This window comes from Pseudomonas sp. KH_046_2, from assembly GCF_057838985.1.
In genome coordinates this window covers 4,311,706-4,327,177 of record NZ_CM174480.1, presented here as the reverse complement: position 1 = coordinate 4,327,177, position 15,472 = coordinate 4,311,706, and the positions used below count along the sequence as shown (strand labels likewise).

Sequence of the window (15,472 nt, the reverse complement as noted above, 5' to 3'; positions counted from 1 at the left end):
GCTTTGCGACCTCTTGAAACCGACATCCTTTTGGAGGTCACCATGCCGAACAAATCCTTGCGCATCCTGATCGCCGATGCGCAGCACTTCAACCGCCTGCGGATCGAGCGGCTGTTCAATCAGCTTGGCTACTTTCGCGTGGCACCGGTGCAGAGTCTCGACGAGCTGCTTCCACTGGTGGAGTACGGTTGCGAGCCTCTGGACCTGGTACTCGTCAATGGGGCGATGGCGAGCGGAGCGCTCGATCTGCTCGGTTTCTTTGCCGACAACCCGCAGGTCCATCAGGCCTTTATCTTCAATGAACAGCAGGCGCCCTTGCCGTCAGTCGCGGGCAACATCCAGGTCAGCCAGGCCGCCCTGCCTGACCTGGCGTGCATTACGCAGCTGATGAACGCTGTCAATCGTCACCTGCCGTTCGTCGGAACTGTCATTTCTGTCAGGTAGTTCTTTGCAGCCATCCATGCAAAAGTCAATGCGCAGCGTTGTGCCCAACCGCTGCGGTGCCTGGAGGGCATTTTTTTGCCCGATCGTGTTGTTTTGCACGGGAGTTGTCATGAAGTCAGCACTGATTGTGGAAGATCATCCGGTGGTTCGATCCATGATCAAACTCGTACTCAAGGGCGAAGGGTTCAAGCAGGTATATGAGGCCTCCCGTGGCGATGAGGTCCTGGCGTTGATCCGGGAGCATCGACCGGATGTCGTGCTGCTTGATCTGGGCCTTCCCGGTGTGGCGGGGCTTGAGGTGATGGACCGTATCAAGGCCGAAAACACGCGATGTCGCGTGGTGGTGTTCACTTCACTGGAGGCCCAGTTCTATCAGGACCGCTGCATGCGTGCCGGGGCCGTTGCCTATGTTTCCAAGAGCAAGGACCTGGATGACCTGAAGGCGGCGGTGAATTCCGTGATGGCCGGCTACACCTATTTCGCCCAGCTCCCCTCGAGTTCCGTGTCGATGGGGGAGCTGCAACGCAGTGAAAAGCAGTTGATCGACAAGCTCTCCAATCGTGAGTTGACCATCCTGCAGTACCTGGCCCGGGGTTCGAAAAACCTGGAAATCGCCGAGATCATGCACCTGAGCTACAAGACCGTCAGTACCTACAAGACCCGACTCACCCTCAAGCTCAACGTGAGCTCGTCGGTGCACTTGAGGGATTTCGCCCTGCGCAATCATCTGATCTGAATGAACGCATTCCGACGACTGGCAGGTGGGGTGCTGATCGGCCTTCTTCTCTGGGCATCGACGGTCTGTGCGCAACAGTCGTTGACCCTGTTGGGGCGCTCGAGCGTCGAAGGCCTGAGCGTCAGGTTGTCGCAAACCGAGTCGCGCTGGTTGCAGCAAAAGGGCCGATTGGTGCTGGCCGTCTCGGCGCCGGACTATCCCCCCTTCGAGTTCAACACGGCGGGCAAGGTATTCGAAGGCGTGACCGCCGATTACGCCGGGTTGCTCGAACAATTGTTGAACGTCGTCATCGAGGTCCGGCGTTATCCGTCGCGGGCCGACGCGGTGCAGGCCATCAAGGTGGGGCAGGCAGACCTGTTGGGAACGGCCAATCGGTTTGAAGCCGAAGATCCACAGCTGCAGATGTCCAGTGCCTATGCGGTCGATCAACCGGTGCTGGTCACCCGCACCGATTTCCCGCCGGTGCTCGACCCGACACTGGCCGGCAAGCGGCTGGTGATGCTGTATCACTACTTGCCCGAATACAGCGTGCAACAGTTCTATTCCAGGGCGCAGGTCCAGCTGTTTCCCTCGACACTGGCGGCGATGGGCGCCGTGGCTTTCGGCCAGGCCGATGTCTATCTGGGCGATGCGATCAATGCCCATTACCTGATCAGCAAAAACTACCTGAACAACGTGCACCTGACGGACTTCTCGCCCATGGAGTCCGGGCGTTTTGCCTTTGCGATGGCACGCGACAACGAATCGCTGTTGCGCATCGTCAACAAGGCGCTGGCGGCCATCACCACCAATGAGCAAATGAACATTCTGCGTCGTTGGGGGGCGAACGGGGGGTCTATCCCCGGCACCCAGTCATTGCAATTGAGCGTCGCCGAACAACACTGGCTCGAACGCCACCCGCGGGTGACGGTCGCGATCAACGAAAATATCCCGCCGATTTCATTTATCGACAGCGAAGGCAAGTTTCGCGGTATTGGCGTCGATGTGCTGACGAAAATCAGTTTGCGCACCGGCTTGCAATTTGACATCCAGGGCATGAAGTCGGTGGCCGAGATGATGACCGCCATCAAGAGCGGGCAGATCGATGTGCTGGCCGGTATCGGCCTCAGTTCCCAGCGTGAAGATGAGTTGCTGTTCACCCGCGCGTTCCTGAGCAGTCCTTCGGTGCTGGTGACCCGGGTGGACACGGACAGCCCCAGGACGCTGGATGACATGGCGGGAAGGACGTTGGCGCTGACCCGGGGCAACATTGTCGACGAGTACCTTCGCCAGCATTACCCGCTGATCCAGCTGGTGGATGCGCCCCTGTCGACGGACGCCATGGAAATGGTCGACCAGGGCACGACCCAGGGCGGCATCAACTCCTTGATCAGCGCCCGTTACCTGATTTCCCGGCAGTATCGCGATCGCCTGCAAGTGACCAGCACCGTGGGCACCGACCCTGCACGAAGCACCCTGGCGACCAGTCGCGAGGCCACCGAGCTGCATTCGATCCTGGACAAGGCGCTGTTGAGCATTCCTCCCGAAGAAATTGACGAGCTGACCCAACCCTGGCGTTACGACTCGATGGTCGAGCAGAGTTACTGGCTGCGACACCGGCAGGCGATCGTGCAGGCGTTTGCGGTGGCGGGTGTCTTGCTGTTGCTCGCGTTGGCCGGGATCGTCTGGCAGCGCCGGCAGATTCGCCAGCGCCAGCAATTGCTCGGGCAATTGCAGGAAGCCAAGGACGCGGCGGACGAGGCGAACCGGGCCAAGACTACGTTCCTGGCCACCATGAGCCATGAAATCCGCACGCCGATGAATGCGTTGATCGGCATGCTCGAACTGGCGCTGAAACGGGCCGATGAAGGGGAGACCGACCGTGCGGCCATCGAGGTGGCGTCCAACGCCGGGCAACAATTGCTGGATTTGATCGGCGACATTCTGGACGTCGCCCGGATCGAATCCGGGCATTTGTCGCTGGCGCCGGAGCGGGTCAATCTGCAATCGCTGGTGACGTCGGTCTGCCGGGTTTTCGAAGGGCTGGCGGTGCAGAAGAATCTGCAGTGGCGGGTCGAGCTCGACGAGCACAGTGACTGTGACGTGATGCTCGACCCCACGCGCTTCAAACAGGTGCTGTCCAATCTGCTGAGCAATGCGATCAAGTTCACCCGGGAAGGCCAGGTGAGCCTGACGCTGCGAGTGCGGCCTCAAGCCCCGGCGCACCTCGCCGTCAACGTACGCATCGTAGACAGCGGCATCGGCATCAGCGCGTTCGACCAGCAACGCCTGTTCAGCCCGTTCGTGCAGGCGGGCAACAGCCAGCAGAGCGCCCGGCAAGGTTCCGGCCTGGGCCTGGTGATCAGTCGTACCCTGTGCGAAATGATGGGCGGCCGGTTGCAACTCGACAGTGAGCTCGGGCGCGGGACGCGGGTGGACATCAGCCTGGTGCTGCCTGCCCTGCAAGCGTTACCCGCGGGGGGCAAGCCCCAGGATCCGGCGCAGCTCACGACCCGGGCGTTGTCGATTCTGGTGGTCGATGATTACCCGGCCAATCGCCTGTTGCTCTCGCGGCAGCTGAGCTACCTGGGCCATCGCGTGGTGCTGGCTGAAGACGGGGCGCAGGGGCTTGAACAGTGGCGCGGAGACCGGTTTGACCTGGTCATCACCGACTGCAACATGCCGCAGCTCAGTGGTTACGAATTGGCGCGCGCGATACGTGAGCAAGAGCAGGTGCAGGGGCTGTCATCGACGCTGATTCTGGGCTTTACCGCCAATGCGCAGGCCGAGGAGAAGGCCCGGTGTCAGGCGGCGGGCATGGACGATTGCCTGTTCAAACCCATTCGCCTGGTGGATTTGCAGGCGTGGCTGGCCCAGCGGTTTTCCAGCGCACCCTCAACGGCTATCGACGACCATGGCGTCGCCGAGTTCGACTTGAGCGGGCTGGAACGCTATGCGGATGCGGATCGTGAGCTGATCGATCAACTGTTGCACGACCTGGCGCTGACCAACCGCGAGGACCGCGTGCATTTGCTGGCCTTGCACGCCGGCGGCAATCGCCCGGGCTTGCAGGAGCTGGCACACCGGATCAAGGGCGGGGCGTTGATGGTGCGAGCGCTCGCCCTGGTCGAGTGTTGCGAACAACTGGAGCAGGCGTGCAATGACGGCCGCGCGGCTATGATCGACGACGCCGTCGACCGGTTGCAGCAAGCCATGGCCCGCCTGGACCAGCGTCTGGAGCAGGATTGAGGCTCAATCCCAGTTCGGTGCGATGCCTTCAGGGCGGGTCAACCGGTAGCCGAGCGCCAGGGCGGTGCTCACCGAATCGATGACCACCTGGCCTTGCAGGCGAAACGTACCCAGGCCGAAGGCGGGAATGGACATTGATGACTCCAGAGGTTGCTTTACCGAAAGTCATGAATCGGCGGCAGATTGCGGCATTGATGGTGTTTTAACTGGCCTCATCGCGAGCAGGCTCGCTCCCACAGGGGATTTGCGGTGCATATAGATCCAATGTAGGAGCGAGCCTGCTCGCGATAGCCATCACTCGGTCCAAAGCCTTACCCCGCCCTTAAGCAATATCACTACGACTGAATTCCTCCCCGAGAAAATCGATCAACGTGCGCACCGATGGCAGCAAACCCCGACGCGAAGGGAAAATGGCATGAATCACGCCGCTTTTCGGTGCCCAGCCCGGCACCAACTCCACCAATTGCCCGGCAGCGATTTCATCGCGCACCACCACACTGGGCAGGTGAACGATGCCGATCCCGGCGAGCGCCGCATGGCGCAAGGCCAACAGGTCGTCGGTGACCATGCGCGGGGCATGCCGGATCATCGCGGTACTGCCGTCGGCACTGAACAGTTCCCACTGATATTCGCGCTGCGCCGCGCCCCAGTGCAGGCTCGGCAAGCCGCTGAGGTCGGCCGGGGAGGCCGGTGTCGACAGGCGCGATAAAAAGGCCGGGCTGCCGACCACGCTCTGGGTACTGTTGCCCAGCACCTTCATCACCATGTCGGTGTTCTCCAGCGGCGGAAAGCGTACCCGCAGGGCAATGTCGAAGCCTTCGTGAATCAGGTCGACCCGGCGGTTGGTGCTCTCGATGAACAACTCCACCAATGGGAACTTGAGCATGTAGCGGGTCAGCATCGGCCCGACCCAGGAATTGAGCAGCGCCGTCGGGCAACTGACACGCACCAGGCCCTGGGGCTCGGAGCGGTTGCGCTCGATCAGTTCGGCGGCGCTTTCCGCTTCCACCCGCATGGCCAGGCAGCGCTGGTAATAGGCCTGGCCGATTTCCGTCAATGAACAATGCCGGCTGGTGCGGTGCAGCAGGCGCACACCGAGGCGTTCTTCAAGCTCGGCGATGCGTCGGCTGAGCTTGGACTTGGGCATGTCCAGCGCCCGGCCGGCCGCGGCGAAACCGTGATGCTCCACCACTTGGGTGAAGTAGTAGAGGGTGTTGAGGTCTTCCACCATCGTTCTCCAGATAGAACGCTAAAGCTGATTTTTGCAGTCTAGCGCAGCAAAGGTCACGGTTTTAAGCTTTGTCCATGGTTTCACTCACCTCATCAGGAGACACCATGAAAAACATCATCGGTATCTACACCAGTCCACGGACCCATTGGGTTGGCGACGGTTTTCCGGTTCGCACGCTGTTTTCCTACGACAACCTGGGCAAACACATCAGCCCGTTCCTGCTGCTGGATCACGCCGGCCCCGCGGAATTCACCCCGACCAGCGAGCGACGTGGCGTTGGTCAGCATCCCCATCGTGGCTTCGAAACCGTGACTATCGTTTACAAGGGCGAACTGGAGCACCGGGACTCCACCGGCAGCGGCGGCAAGATCGGCCCTGGCGATGTGCAATGGATGACGGCCGCCTCGGGGATCCTGCATGAGGAGTTCCACTCCGATGGATTCGCCAAAAGCGGCGGCACTCTGGAGATGGTGCAGCTGTGGGTCAACCTGCCGGCCAGGGACAAAATGGCCGACCCTGGTTACCAGACGATTCTCGATGGCGACATCCCGAACATCGTCTTGAAGGACAACGCCGGCAGCCTGCGCCTGATCGCTGGTGAGTTCGACGGCCACAAGGGCGCGGCGCGCACCTTCACCCCGGTCGACGTGTGGGACATTCGTTTGAATGCCGGCAAGTCGCTCACCCTTGACCTGCATGAAGGGCGCAACACCGCACTGGTGGTGCTGCGCGGCACGGTTCAGGTCAACGGCCTGGAATCGGTGCGCCAGGGGCAACTGGCCCTGTTCGATCGCAAGGGCGATCAGGTGACCCTCGAAGCCAGCGAAGACGCGGTGGTGCTGTTGCTCAGCGGCGAGCCGATCGACGAGCCGATCGTCGGTCACGGGCCGTTCGTGATGAACACCGAGCAAGAAATCCACCAGGCCTTCGCCGACTTCCAGTCCGGCCAGTTCGGCCGGATGCACGGTTAATTCGCAGCGCTTTAACACCCGACTCTACACAGGATGAGTAGGCCGGTTTTCAGGCCAGGGATGGCTGTTGCCCAAAAGAAAGAGGAAACGCTCATGAACACTGTCTACGCGGCCAACTTCAACGGCCAGAAACCGACCATCGACCCCAACGACAGCGCGATGCTGTTGATCGATCACCAGAGCGGACTGTTCCAGATCGTCAAGGACATGGACGTGCCACAACTGCGTGCCAACGCCATTGCCCTGGCCAAGGCTGCAACCTTGCTGAAAATGCCGGTGATTACCACTGCCTCGGTTCCGCAAGGACCGAACGGGCCGTTGATCCCGGAAATCCACGAAGCCGCACCCCATGCGCAATACGTGGCGCGCAAAGGTGAAATCAACGCCTGGGACAACCGGGAGTTTCATGCGGCGGTCAAAGCCACCGGCAAGAAAACCCTGGTGATCGCCGGCACCCTGACCAGCGTGTGCCTGGCGTTCCCGTCCATCGCCGCCGTGCATGAAGGCTACAAGGTGTTTGCGGTGGTCGACGCCTCCGGCAACCACTCGAAACTGGCCACTGATCTGACCGTTGCCCGTCTGGCCCAGGCCGGGGTGGTGCCGATCGACATCATGGCTACGCTATCCGAACTGCAAGGCTCGTGGAACCGTCCGGATGCCGAGCAGTGGGCCGCTGTCTACGCCCAGGCCATGCCGCATTATCAATTGCTGATCGAGAGTTACCTCAAGGCCCAGCAAGTGGCGAACGAACACGAGGCGCTGGACTCCCAGCGCTGACCGGTGACCCCACGCCGATTTCCAATCGGCATCGATAACATGCGAGGACTACTGCAATGACTACTTCCTACAAGCGTCTGGACAAGGACAACGCCGCGGTTCTGATGGTTGATCATCAGGCGGGCCTGCTGTCACTGGTGCGCGACATCGACCCGGATCGATTCAAGAACAACGTGCTGGCCCTGGCCGACCTGGCCAAGTACTTCAAGCTGCCGACCATCCTCACCACCAGTTTCGAAACCGGTCCCAACGGACCGCTGGTGCCCGAACTCAAGGCACTTTTTCCGGACGCGCCGTACATCGCTCGCCCGGGTCAGATCAACGCCTGGGACAACGAAGATTTCGTCAAGGCGATCAAGGCCACCGGCAAGAAACAACTGATCATCGCCGGTGTGGTGACGGAGGTGTGCGTGGCGTTCCCGGCCCTCTCGGCCCTGGCCGAAGGCTTTGAGGTGTTCGTAGTCACCGACGCGTCCGGCACTTTCAACGAACTGACCCGCGAATCGGCGTGGAACCGCATGACCGCCCAGGGCGCGCAACTGATGACCTGGTTCGGCCTGGCCTGTGAACTGCACCGCGACTGGCGCAACGACATCGAAGGGTTGGGCACGCTGTTCTCCAACCATATTCCGGATTACCGTAACCTGATGACCAGCTACAGCACGCTGGCCAACAGCAAGTAATCCAGTCAACACGCCTTCCCCTGTAGGAGCGAGCCTGCTCGCGATGACGGTAGAACAGACACTGTTGCAGTGACTGTCAGTCCGCCTTCGTCGGAACGCCGCCCGGAGCCGGCTCGCTCCCACATTGGTTTTGTGGTGTTTTTGGGAGGGTGTTCATCCCGCCAAATCAATTGCTCCTACACTATGGCCAATCCATGCGATCTTCGCGTAATTGGCCCTGGCTGGAGTTGCTTGATGCTGTCATTGCTCACCGAACACCCGCTGATCTGCGCGATGGCGCTGATCCTGATCGATCTTGGGTTGTGGTACTTGCTCAGTGCCTTTGGCAGCGCCTGGCGGCTGTTGGTGCGGGTGGTGATTTTTTCGTTGTTCAGCCTCTTGTTGTTCAACGAAGGCCTGAACCCGATGGAGCCACCGCCCTGGCCCGACAACATACCCCTGCACCTGGCGGCCACCGGCTTGCAGATCGGCTGGTGGTTGTTCGGCGCGCGGACCCTGACTGTTCTGATCGGCGCGGTGATGATGCAACGGGTCGGGCATACCGGGCGATTGCTTCAGGATCTGCTCGGTGCGGTGATTTTCCTGATCGCGGTGATCGCCGCCCTGGCCTATGTGCTCGATCTGCCGGTCAAGGGCGTGCTGGCGACGTCTGGTGCATTGGCGATCATCGTCGGCCTGGCCTTGCAAAGTACCCTCAGCGACGTGTTCTCCGGGATCGTCCTGAACACCACCAAGCCCTATCAGCTGGATGACTACATCTCCATCGATGGCATGGAAGGCCGGGTCACCGACATCGACTGGCGGGCCACGCGCCTGCAGACCTCCCAGGGTTGCATGGCGGTGATTCCCAACTCCCTGGCCGCCAAGGCCAAGATCATCAATTTCAGTCGGCCGAGCGATATGTTCGGCATCTCCGTTTCGTTGGAAGTGAGCCCGCACGCGCGACCGAACACGGTGATCGAAGCCCTGGAGCGGGCCATGCAGGGTTGCCGCTTTCTGCTGGACACACCATCGCCAAATGTCGGCATGAAAAGTGCCAGCAACACCGGCGTGGTCTATGAAATCAGCGGATTTGTCGCGCAGATGGACCAGAAACGTTCGGTGCGCAATCAACTGTTCGACCTGGCCTTCCGGCACTTGCAGGCGTCCGGCGTCAACCTGCTGTCGAGCGTGGAGCCCAATCCGCCGGGCAACCTGTCGCGGGCCCGGGCGTTGCTCGACAGTTCGCCTATTTTCTCCACCCTGCGCCAGGAAGAGAAAGACACCTTCAGCCAAAACATGACCTTGCAATCGTTCCGCGCCGGGGAAACGATCCTGGACGCGGGGGAGGTCAGTGATCACCTGTTCATCATCGAGTCCGGGGTAGTGACGGTGACGCTGACCCGGCACGGTGAACCTTTTGAATCCGGGCGAATGGGGCCGGGGGAAGTGATAGGCGAAGCCGGGATCCTGGACGACAGTTCGGTGCCTGCGCGGTTTACCGCCAAGACATTCTGTGGCTTGTACCGCATCGAAAAGTCATACCTCAAGCCATGCCTGGATGCCCGTCACGACATCAGCGATGCAATGAAAACTTTGCTCGATTACCGGCTGCTCAAAGCGAAAACCCTGACTCAGGACCTGCCGGTGGCGGTGGCGAAAAAGGGCTTTTTGCAGTGGTTGCGCAATCGGGTTTGAACTTGGTGGTGAATGGCCGCTGCGCGGTTCGCGAGCAGGCTCGCTCCTACAGGGGAATGCGCTCACCCATGCCACTCGTTACCGCCAATGGCCTCCTCGACTTCTAAAGGATTGGCTATTTGTGTAGACCGCTCGTGGGACTAACGTAGTGACACACTCATTTACCCTGGAGCACGCCATGAAACCCCGTATCGATTTCTACACCGCGTCCCCTGATGCCCTCAAAGCGATGATCGCCCTGGAAACGGCGGTGTCGAAGCTGCCGCTGGAAAAAAACCTGATCGAACTGGTCAAGCTGCGCACCTCGCAAATCAACGGCTGCGCCTTCTGCCTGGACATGCACAGCGCCGATGCACGCAAGGGTGGTGAGTCCGAGCGTCGCCTGGCGACACTGTCGGCCTGGCGCGAAACGCCGTTCTTCACCGAGCGTGAACGCGCCGCCCTGGCCTGGACCGAATCCCTGACCCTGATCAGCCAGACCCATGCCCCGGACGAAGACTATGAACTGGCTACCGCGCAGTTCGATGCCAAGGAATTGGTCGACCTGACCGTCGCCATCACCACCATCAACGCCTGGAACCGCCTGGCCATCGGCTTCCGCAAAATGCCCCAGGCCTGACCTGTACAAACATCAATGAGCATCGGCACTCGGCGCGGCCGGTGGTTGCACCTTGCGCATCAGGGGCACCATCGCCGTGGCGATAATGAAGCAGACCATGATCATCAGGAACGCGTCGCCATAGGTTTGCGTCTGGGCTTCGCGGTAGGTCAGCAGCCATAGCTGATGCAGGCTGGCGGTGACCCCGGCGTCACCGCTCTGGCCGAGGGCGGCGAAGTTGTTGCCGACCTGGGACAACCACTGGTTGAGGGCCTCGTTGGTGCTGTTGAGATTCTCCGCCAGCCGGGTGAAATGCAGGTTGGTGCGGTCGTTGAGGATGGTCGCGCACGCGGCGATGCCGATGGCCCCGCCCAGGTTGCGCATCAGGTTGAACAACCCCGACGCATGCTTGAGCCGTGCCGGCGCCAGGCTGCCGAGGGTCAAGGTCACCGCCGGCGGTACCGCCAATTGCTGGGCAATCCCGCGCAAGGCTTGCGGCAGCATCAATTCCTTGGCCCCCCAGTCATGGGTGATCGGGCTGAAATCCCACATCGATAACGTGAACAACCCGAGGCCGGTCATCATGATCCAGCGCAGGTCGATGCGATTGGCCAGAAAGGCATACAGCGGAATCGCCATGATCTGGAACACCCCGGTGGAGAAAACCGCCAGACCAATGTCCAGAGCTCCGTAGCCACGCACCCGGCCGAGGAACAGCGGCGTCAGGTAAATGGTGGCGAACAGGCCGATGCCGGTGACGAACGAGAAGAAACAGCCAAGGGCGAAGTTGCGATCCTTCAAGGCGCGCAGATCGACAATCGGGTTGGCCGCATGCAAGGTCCGGCCGATGAACGCCAGCCCGGCCAGGCCGCTGATCCACGCGGTGGTCAGGATCGTGCGGTCGCTGAACCAGTTCCAGCGCGGGCCTTCTTCGAGGGTGTATTCCAGGCAGCCGAGGAACAGCGCCAGAAACACCATGCTCAAGTAGTCCGCGCCTTTGAGCAGCGACAGTTCCGGCTGGTCGATTTTTACCAGCATCGGCACGGCCACGGCGACAAAGATGCCGGGGACCAGGTTGATGTAGAACAGCCAGTGCCAGGACGATATGTCGGTGATCCAGCCACCGATCACCGGACCCAGTGTCGGGGCCAATGAGGCCACCGCGCCGATGGTCGCGGCGGCGATCACCCGTTGTTTGCCAGTGAAGAACACGAAGGCCGTGGTGAACACCAGCGGGATCATCGAGCCGCCCAGAAACCCTTGCAGGGCACGGAAGGCAATCATGCTCTGGATGTTCCAGGCCACGCCGCACAGCAGGCTGGTCAGGGTGAATCCCACCGCCGATGCGCAAAACAGCCAGCGCGTCGAGAACACCCGGGACAGCCAGCCCGACAGCGGGATCACGATGATTTCGGCGATCAGGTAACTGGTTTGCACCCACGCGGTTTCGTCAGTGCCGGCGGAGAGCCCGCCGCCGATGTCACGCAGCGAAGCCGAGACAATCTGGATATCCAGCAGCGCAATGAACATGCCGATGCACATGCTGGCAAAGGCGAAAACCTTGGTCGCCGTCGCCATGCTCGCGGCATTGAACGGTTGCGCCGGGGCGGCGAGGGCGCGGCTCATGGCGCGCTGGCCACGGCTGGCGCTTCAGGCTCCTTGCGGGTGTCCACTTCAGCGGTCACCGACAACCCCGGACGCAGGTGGCCGAGCACACTGTCGGCCGGGTCGAGGTGAATCCGCACCGGCACCCGCTGCACGATCTTGGTGAAGTTGCCGGTGGCGTTTTCCGGCGGCAACACACTGAATTGCGAACCGCTGGCAGGGGCCAGGCTGTCCAAGTGACCGTGGAACTCCTGCCCCGACAGCACGTCGGCACGGATCACCACCCGTTGCCCCGGCACCATGTGCGCCAGTTGGTCTTCCTTGAAGTTGGCATCGACCCACAGACCACTGGTTGGCACCACCGAGAGCAATTGCGAGCCGGCCTGGGCATAGGCGCCGACCCGGGCCCGGCGATTGCCGATCACACCATCGACCGGCGCCTTCAGTTCGGTGTAGCCGACATTCAATTGCGCCAGGTCACGTTCGGCCTTGGCCTGGATCAAGGCGGCCCGGGCCTGTTGTTTCTGGGTGTCGATCACATTCAACTGGCGCTGCGCGGCCAGCAATTCAGCCTGGGCGCGGTTGCTTTGGGCCTGGGCCGTCTTGAACGTGGCGTTGGCCCGCTGGGCGCTTTCCACCGAGACGGCGTTGGTGGTCACCAGTTTCTTGTAGCGGGCATCGTCATCCCGGGAGCGGGCGGTTTCGGCACCGGCGGCGTCGATGCCGGCGCGGGCCTGGCCGATGACGGCCTGTTGCAGTTGTTCGGTGGCGTCGAGGTTGGCCAGCAAGGCCTCCTGGGCGGCCACTGCGCCTTCGGCCTTGGCCAGGTTGGCACGGTAGTCGCGCGAATCGAGACGGATCAGCACGTCGCCGGCCTTGACCTTCTGGTTGTCGGCCACCAGCACTTCATCGATGTAACCCGCCACTTTCGGCCCGATCACCGTAACGTCGCCGCCGATGTAGGCGTCGTCGGTTTCCTCGGTGAAACGTCCGGCGCTCCACCAATGCGCGCCATACACACCGGCCAATACCAACGCTGCGATGCCCACTGTTGGCAACAGCAGGCGTTTGAGCAGGGGAGGTTTGGCGGCAGTCACCGGGGCAGCCAGGTCGGGTTCAACGGTGGGCATGCTGGTCATGGAGGATTACCTGTTGGAGCGGGGGTTAATTATGATGGCTATAATATGACGTATGTAATATTTTGAGGCAATTGGTTTTTGCTGCCGGTCGTCAGGTGGTTGGTCCAGAGAGGGAAGGAGATTTTGTTTGCGCTGAAGAACCACTGTAGGAGTGAGCCTGCTCGCGATAGCGGTGTGTCGGGCAGCATGTTTGTCGACTGAACGGCCGCAATCGTCGGAACGCCGCCCGGAGCAAGCTCGCTCCCACAGGGAATCGCTACTGGTCTGCTGGAATGAAAAAGGCCGGTGATCTGCGCGATCACCGGCCTTTTGTACAGCTATTGCTTAGACTCGTTCAAAAATCGCCGCAATCCCCTGGCCACCACCGATGCACATGGTCACCAGCGCGTAACGGCCGCCAGTACGATGCAGTTCGTGGATGGCCTTGGTGGCGATGATCGCGCCGGTTGCGCCCACCGGGTGGCCCAGGGCGATGCCCGAACCGTTCGGGTTGACCTTGGCCGGATCAAGATCGAGTTCCTGGCTGACGGCGCAGGCCTGGGCGGCGAAGGCGATGTTGGCTTCGATCACGTCCAGGTCGGCGACGGTCAGGCCGGCGCGCTTGAGCGCCAGGCGGGTGGCCGGGATCGGGCCCAGGCCCATGAATTCCGGCTCGACGCCGGCGTGGGCGTAGCTGACCAGGCGGGCGAGTGGCTTCAGGTTATTGGCCTGGACCGCATTGCCGCTGGCCATGACCAGTGCCGCGGCGCCGTCGTTGAGGCCCGAGGCGTTGCCGGCGGTGACCGAGCCGTCCTTCTTGAACGCAGGCTTCATCGCAGCCAGCTGTTCCAGGGACGTGGCGCGCGGATGCTCGTCGACGCTGAACAGTTTGACGCCTTTGCGATCCTGGATTTCCACGGTCGCGATCTGCTCGCTGAAGTAGCCATTGGCAATCGCGTGGGCCGCGCGTTTCTGGTCTTCCAGGGCCAGGGCGTCCTGCATTTCGCGGGTGATGCCGTTGCGCGCGGCGACGTTCTCGGCGGTGATGCCCATGTGGATGCCATGGAACGGGTCATGCAGGATGCCGAGCATGTAGTCGATGACCTGGGCGTTGCCCATGCGCGACCCCCAACGGGCGCTCGGCATCAGGTACGGGCCACGGCTCATGGATTCGGCACCGGCGCCGACGACGATGTCGGCATCGCCGAGCATCAGGGTCTGGGCGGCGTTGATGATCGCTTGCAGGCCCGAACCGCACAGGCGGTTGACGTTGTAGGCCGGGGTTTCCTTCGGGATGCCGGCGTTCATCGCCGCAACGCGGGAGATGTAGGCATCACGGGTTTCGGTCGGGATCACGTTGCCCATCACCAGATGGCCAACGAGCGCCGGGTCCACGGCGGCTCGCTCCAGGGCGGCTTTCACGGCCGTGGTCGCGAGGTCGGCCAGTGGCACGTCCTTGAGCGAACCACCGAACGTACCGATGGCGGTACGGGCGGCGCTGACGACGTAGATTTCTGGAGTGTTCATGGCTGGTTTCCTTTCGGTGGATTCTTATCTGTACTGCGATTGAGCAGGGCGTTCAAGGCGGTTTTCGCCTCGTCGGTATTCAGGCGCTGGATGAACAGCGTGTTTTCTTCGCGCAGGGTGGCTTCCAGTTCGGCCAGGGAAGCCTGTTTCATCAGCTGCCGGGACTGGCGCAAGGCTTGCTGGGGCATGGCCAGGAAGCGCTGGGCGATTTTTGTCGCCGCCGCCAGGCATTGTGCGCCGTCATCGAAGGCTTCGTTGGCCAGGCCCCAGGCCACTGCTTCGTTACCGTCCAGGCCATTGCCCAACAGCAGCAGGCTCGCGGCGCGGGCATGGCCGAGCCGACGTGGCAGCAACAGGCTGGCGCCGAATTCGGGGCACAGGCCGATGTTGACGAACGGCATGCGCAGCTTGGCGTTGCGGGTGACCAGTACCTGATCGCAATGCAGCAGCAAGGTGGTGCCGATGCCGATGGCCGCACCGCAGACTGCCGCGACCAGCGGTTTTTGCAGGCGCGTGACGACCTTCATCAAGTAGAACGCCGGGGCGTCCAGATGAGTGGGTGGATTCTGCAGGAAATCCACCAGGTCATTGCCGCTGGTAAAACAGGCCGGGCCGCCGGTGAGGATGATCACGCCGGTCTGCGGGTCTTCGTCGGCGGCCAGCAACAGCTCGGCCAGTTGCGTGTACATAGCGTTGTTCAGCGCATTGAGCTTTTCCGGGCGGTCGATGGTCAGCGTCAACACGCCGTCGCGTTGCTCGTGTTTGATCAGGTCGGTCATCGCAGGCTCTGCAGGGTCGGTTCAGGGCTGCCACTTTAAGCGCCGGACAAACTCCGGATCTATGGCAAAACGGGTCAACTGCACTGCCGCTTTTTGCC

13 protein-coding genes and 1 pseudogene are annotated in these 15,472 nt (G+C 61.7%); 8 read left to right on the top strand and 6 right to left on the bottom strand.

The features are described 5' to 3' along the window. The first annotated feature begins 42 nt into the window (after positions 1 to 42). The 3 genes from AC3IX1_RS19660 (at position 43) to AC3IX1_RS19650 (ending at position 4,408) form a co-directional block, all read left to right on the top strand. Positions 43 to 444, top strand: coding sequence for a chemotaxis protein CheY (locus AC3IX1_RS19660; protein ID WP_489385462.1), 402 nt, complete (start codon positions 43 to 45; stop codon positions 442 to 444). A 109-nt stretch (positions 445 to 553) separates the two neighbouring features. Further along, complete coding sequence (locus AC3IX1_RS19655; RefSeq protein WP_489385461.1) at positions 554 to 1,180, top strand: response regulator; 627 nt, start codon at positions 554 to 556, stop codon at positions 1,178 to 1,180. Next, positions 1,181 to 4,408, top strand: a complete 3,228-nt coding sequence (locus AC3IX1_RS19650; RefSeq protein ID WP_489385460.1) for a transporter substrate-binding domain-containing protein — start codon at positions 1,181 to 1,183, stop codon at positions 4,406 to 4,408. Positions 4,409 to 4,450: 42 nt separating this feature from the next. Here the strand turns inward: AC3IX1_RS19650 and dkgB are convergent. Then, positions 4,451 to 4,543 (bottom strand): annotated as a pseudogene (dkgB, locus tag AC3IX1_RS19645) (2,5-didehydrogluconate reductase DkgB); the annotation flags it as partial. Between the two features lie 187 nt (positions 4,544 to 4,730). Beyond that, positions 4,731 to 5,639 (bottom strand): LysR substrate-binding domain-containing protein, encoded by a 909-nt coding sequence (locus AC3IX1_RS19640; protein WP_489385459.1) that lies wholly within the window; start codon positions 5,637 to 5,639, stop codon positions 4,731 to 4,733. Between the two features lie 104 nt (positions 5,640 to 5,743). On the opposite strand from AC3IX1_RS19640, the gene AC3IX1_RS19635 reads away from it, so the two are divergent. The 5 genes from AC3IX1_RS19635 (at position 5,744) to AC3IX1_RS19615 (ending at position 10,366) form a co-directional block, all read left to right on the top strand. Beyond that, on the top strand, positions 5,744 to 6,610 hold the full coding sequence (locus AC3IX1_RS19635; protein WP_489385458.1) for a pirin family protein: 867 nt from the start codon (positions 5,744 to 5,746) through the stop codon (positions 6,608 to 6,610). A gap of 93 nt (positions 6,611 to 6,703) precedes the next feature. Beyond that, entirely contained in the window at positions 6,704 to 7,387 is a 684-nt protein-coding gene (locus AC3IX1_RS19630; RefSeq protein ID WP_489385457.1) for an isochorismatase family protein, read from the top strand. A gap of 56 nt (positions 7,388 to 7,443) precedes the next feature. Next, on the top strand, positions 7,444 to 8,070 hold the full coding sequence (gene ycaC, locus AC3IX1_RS19625) for an isochorismate family cysteine hydrolase YcaC (protein WP_095942550.1): 627 nt from the start codon (positions 7,444 to 7,446) through the stop codon (positions 8,068 to 8,070). Between the two features lie 234 nt (positions 8,071 to 8,304). Next, positions 8,305 to 9,747, top strand: a complete 1,443-nt coding sequence (locus AC3IX1_RS19620) for a mechanosensitive ion channel domain-containing protein (protein WP_489385456.1) — start codon at positions 8,305 to 8,307, stop codon at positions 9,745 to 9,747. Between the two features lie 178 nt (positions 9,748 to 9,925). Continuing rightward, positions 9,926 to 10,366: a carboxymuconolactone decarboxylase family protein gene (locus AC3IX1_RS19615; RefSeq protein WP_489316667.1), complete on the top strand. Its 441-nt coding sequence runs from the start codon at positions 9,926 to 9,928 to the stop codon at positions 10,364 to 10,366. A 12-nt stretch (positions 10,367 to 10,378) separates the two neighbouring features. Here AC3IX1_RS19615 and AC3IX1_RS19610 read toward each other — a convergent pair whose 3' ends face one another. The 4 genes from AC3IX1_RS19610 to AC3IX1_RS19595 all read right to left on the bottom strand — a co-directional run bounded on the left by AC3IX1_RS19610 (position 10,379) and on the right by AC3IX1_RS19595 (position 15,374). Beyond that, entirely contained in the window at positions 10,379 to 11,971 is a 1,593-nt protein-coding gene (locus AC3IX1_RS19610; protein WP_489385455.1) for a DHA2 family efflux MFS transporter permease subunit, read from the bottom strand. Continuing rightward, positions 11,968 to 13,089 (bottom strand): HlyD family secretion protein, encoded by a 1,122-nt coding sequence (locus AC3IX1_RS19605; RefSeq protein WP_489385454.1) that lies wholly within the window; start codon positions 13,087 to 13,089, stop codon positions 11,968 to 11,970. The genes AC3IX1_RS19610 and AC3IX1_RS19605 overlap by 4 nt, the downstream gene beginning before the upstream one ends. 324 nt (positions 13,090 to 13,413) lie before the next feature. After that, positions 13,414 to 14,595, bottom strand: a complete 1,182-nt coding sequence (locus tag AC3IX1_RS19600) for an acetyl-CoA C-acyltransferase family protein (RefSeq protein ID WP_008049801.1) — start codon at positions 14,593 to 14,595, stop codon at positions 13,414 to 13,416. Next, positions 14,592 to 15,374 carry an enoyl-CoA hydratase-related protein gene (locus AC3IX1_RS19595; protein WP_489385453.1) on the bottom strand — a complete coding sequence of 261 codons (783 nt, stop codon included), beginning with the start codon at positions 15,372 to 15,374 and terminating at the stop codon, positions 14,592 to 14,594. Before AC3IX1_RS19595 ends, AC3IX1_RS19600 begins: the two co-directional genes overlap by 4 nt. Positions 15,375 to 15,472: the final 98 nt, after the last annotated feature.

What these genes read in the sequence shown, in the direction of transcription:
- AC3IX1_RS19660 (WP_489385462.1), top strand. Translation starts at nt 43, where the DNA reads ATGCCGAACAAATCCTTGCGCATCCTGATCGCCGATGCGCAGCACTTC.
- AC3IX1_RS19655 (WP_489385461.1), top strand. Translation starts at nt 554, where the DNA reads ATGAAGTCAGCACTGATTGTGGAAGATCATCCGGTGGTTCGATCCATG.
- AC3IX1_RS19650 (WP_489385460.1), top strand. Translation starts at nt 1,181, where the DNA reads ATGAACGCATTCCGACGACTGGCAGGTGGGGTGCTGATCGGCCTTCTT.
- AC3IX1_RS19640 (WP_489385459.1), bottom strand. Translation starts at nt 5,639, where the DNA reads ATGGTGGAAGACCTCAACACCCTCTACTACTTCACCCAAGTGGTGGAG.
- AC3IX1_RS19635 (WP_489385458.1), top strand. Translation starts at nt 5,744, where the DNA reads ATGAAAAACATCATCGGTATCTACACCAGTCCACGGACCCATTGGGTT.
- AC3IX1_RS19630 (WP_489385457.1), top strand. Translation starts at nt 6,704, where the DNA reads ATGAACACTGTCTACGCGGCCAACTTCAACGGCCAGAAACCGACCATC.
- ycaC (WP_095942550.1), top strand. Translation starts at nt 7,444, where the DNA reads ATGACTACTTCCTACAAGCGTCTGGACAAGGACAACGCCGCGGTTCTG.
- AC3IX1_RS19620 (WP_489385456.1), top strand. Translation starts at nt 8,305, where the DNA reads ATGCTGTCATTGCTCACCGAACACCCGCTGATCTGCGCGATGGCGCTG.
- AC3IX1_RS19615 (WP_489316667.1), top strand. Translation starts at nt 9,926, where the DNA reads ATGAAACCCCGTATCGATTTCTACACCGCGTCCCCTGATGCCCTCAAA.
- AC3IX1_RS19610 (WP_489385455.1), bottom strand. Translation starts at nt 11,971, where the DNA reads ATGAGCCGCGCCCTCGCCGCCCCGGCGCAACCGTTCAATGCCGCGAGC.
- AC3IX1_RS19605 (WP_489385454.1), bottom strand. Translation starts at nt 13,089, where the DNA reads ATGACCAGCATGCCCACCGTTGAACCCGACCTGGCTGCCCCGGTGACT.
- AC3IX1_RS19600 (WP_008049801.1), bottom strand. Translation starts at nt 14,595, where the DNA reads ATGAACACTCCAGAAATCTACGTCGTCAGCGCCGCCCGTACCGCCATC.
- AC3IX1_RS19595 (WP_489385453.1), bottom strand. Translation starts at nt 15,374, where the DNA reads ATGACCGACCTGATCAAACACGAGCAACGCGACGGCGTGTTGACGCTG.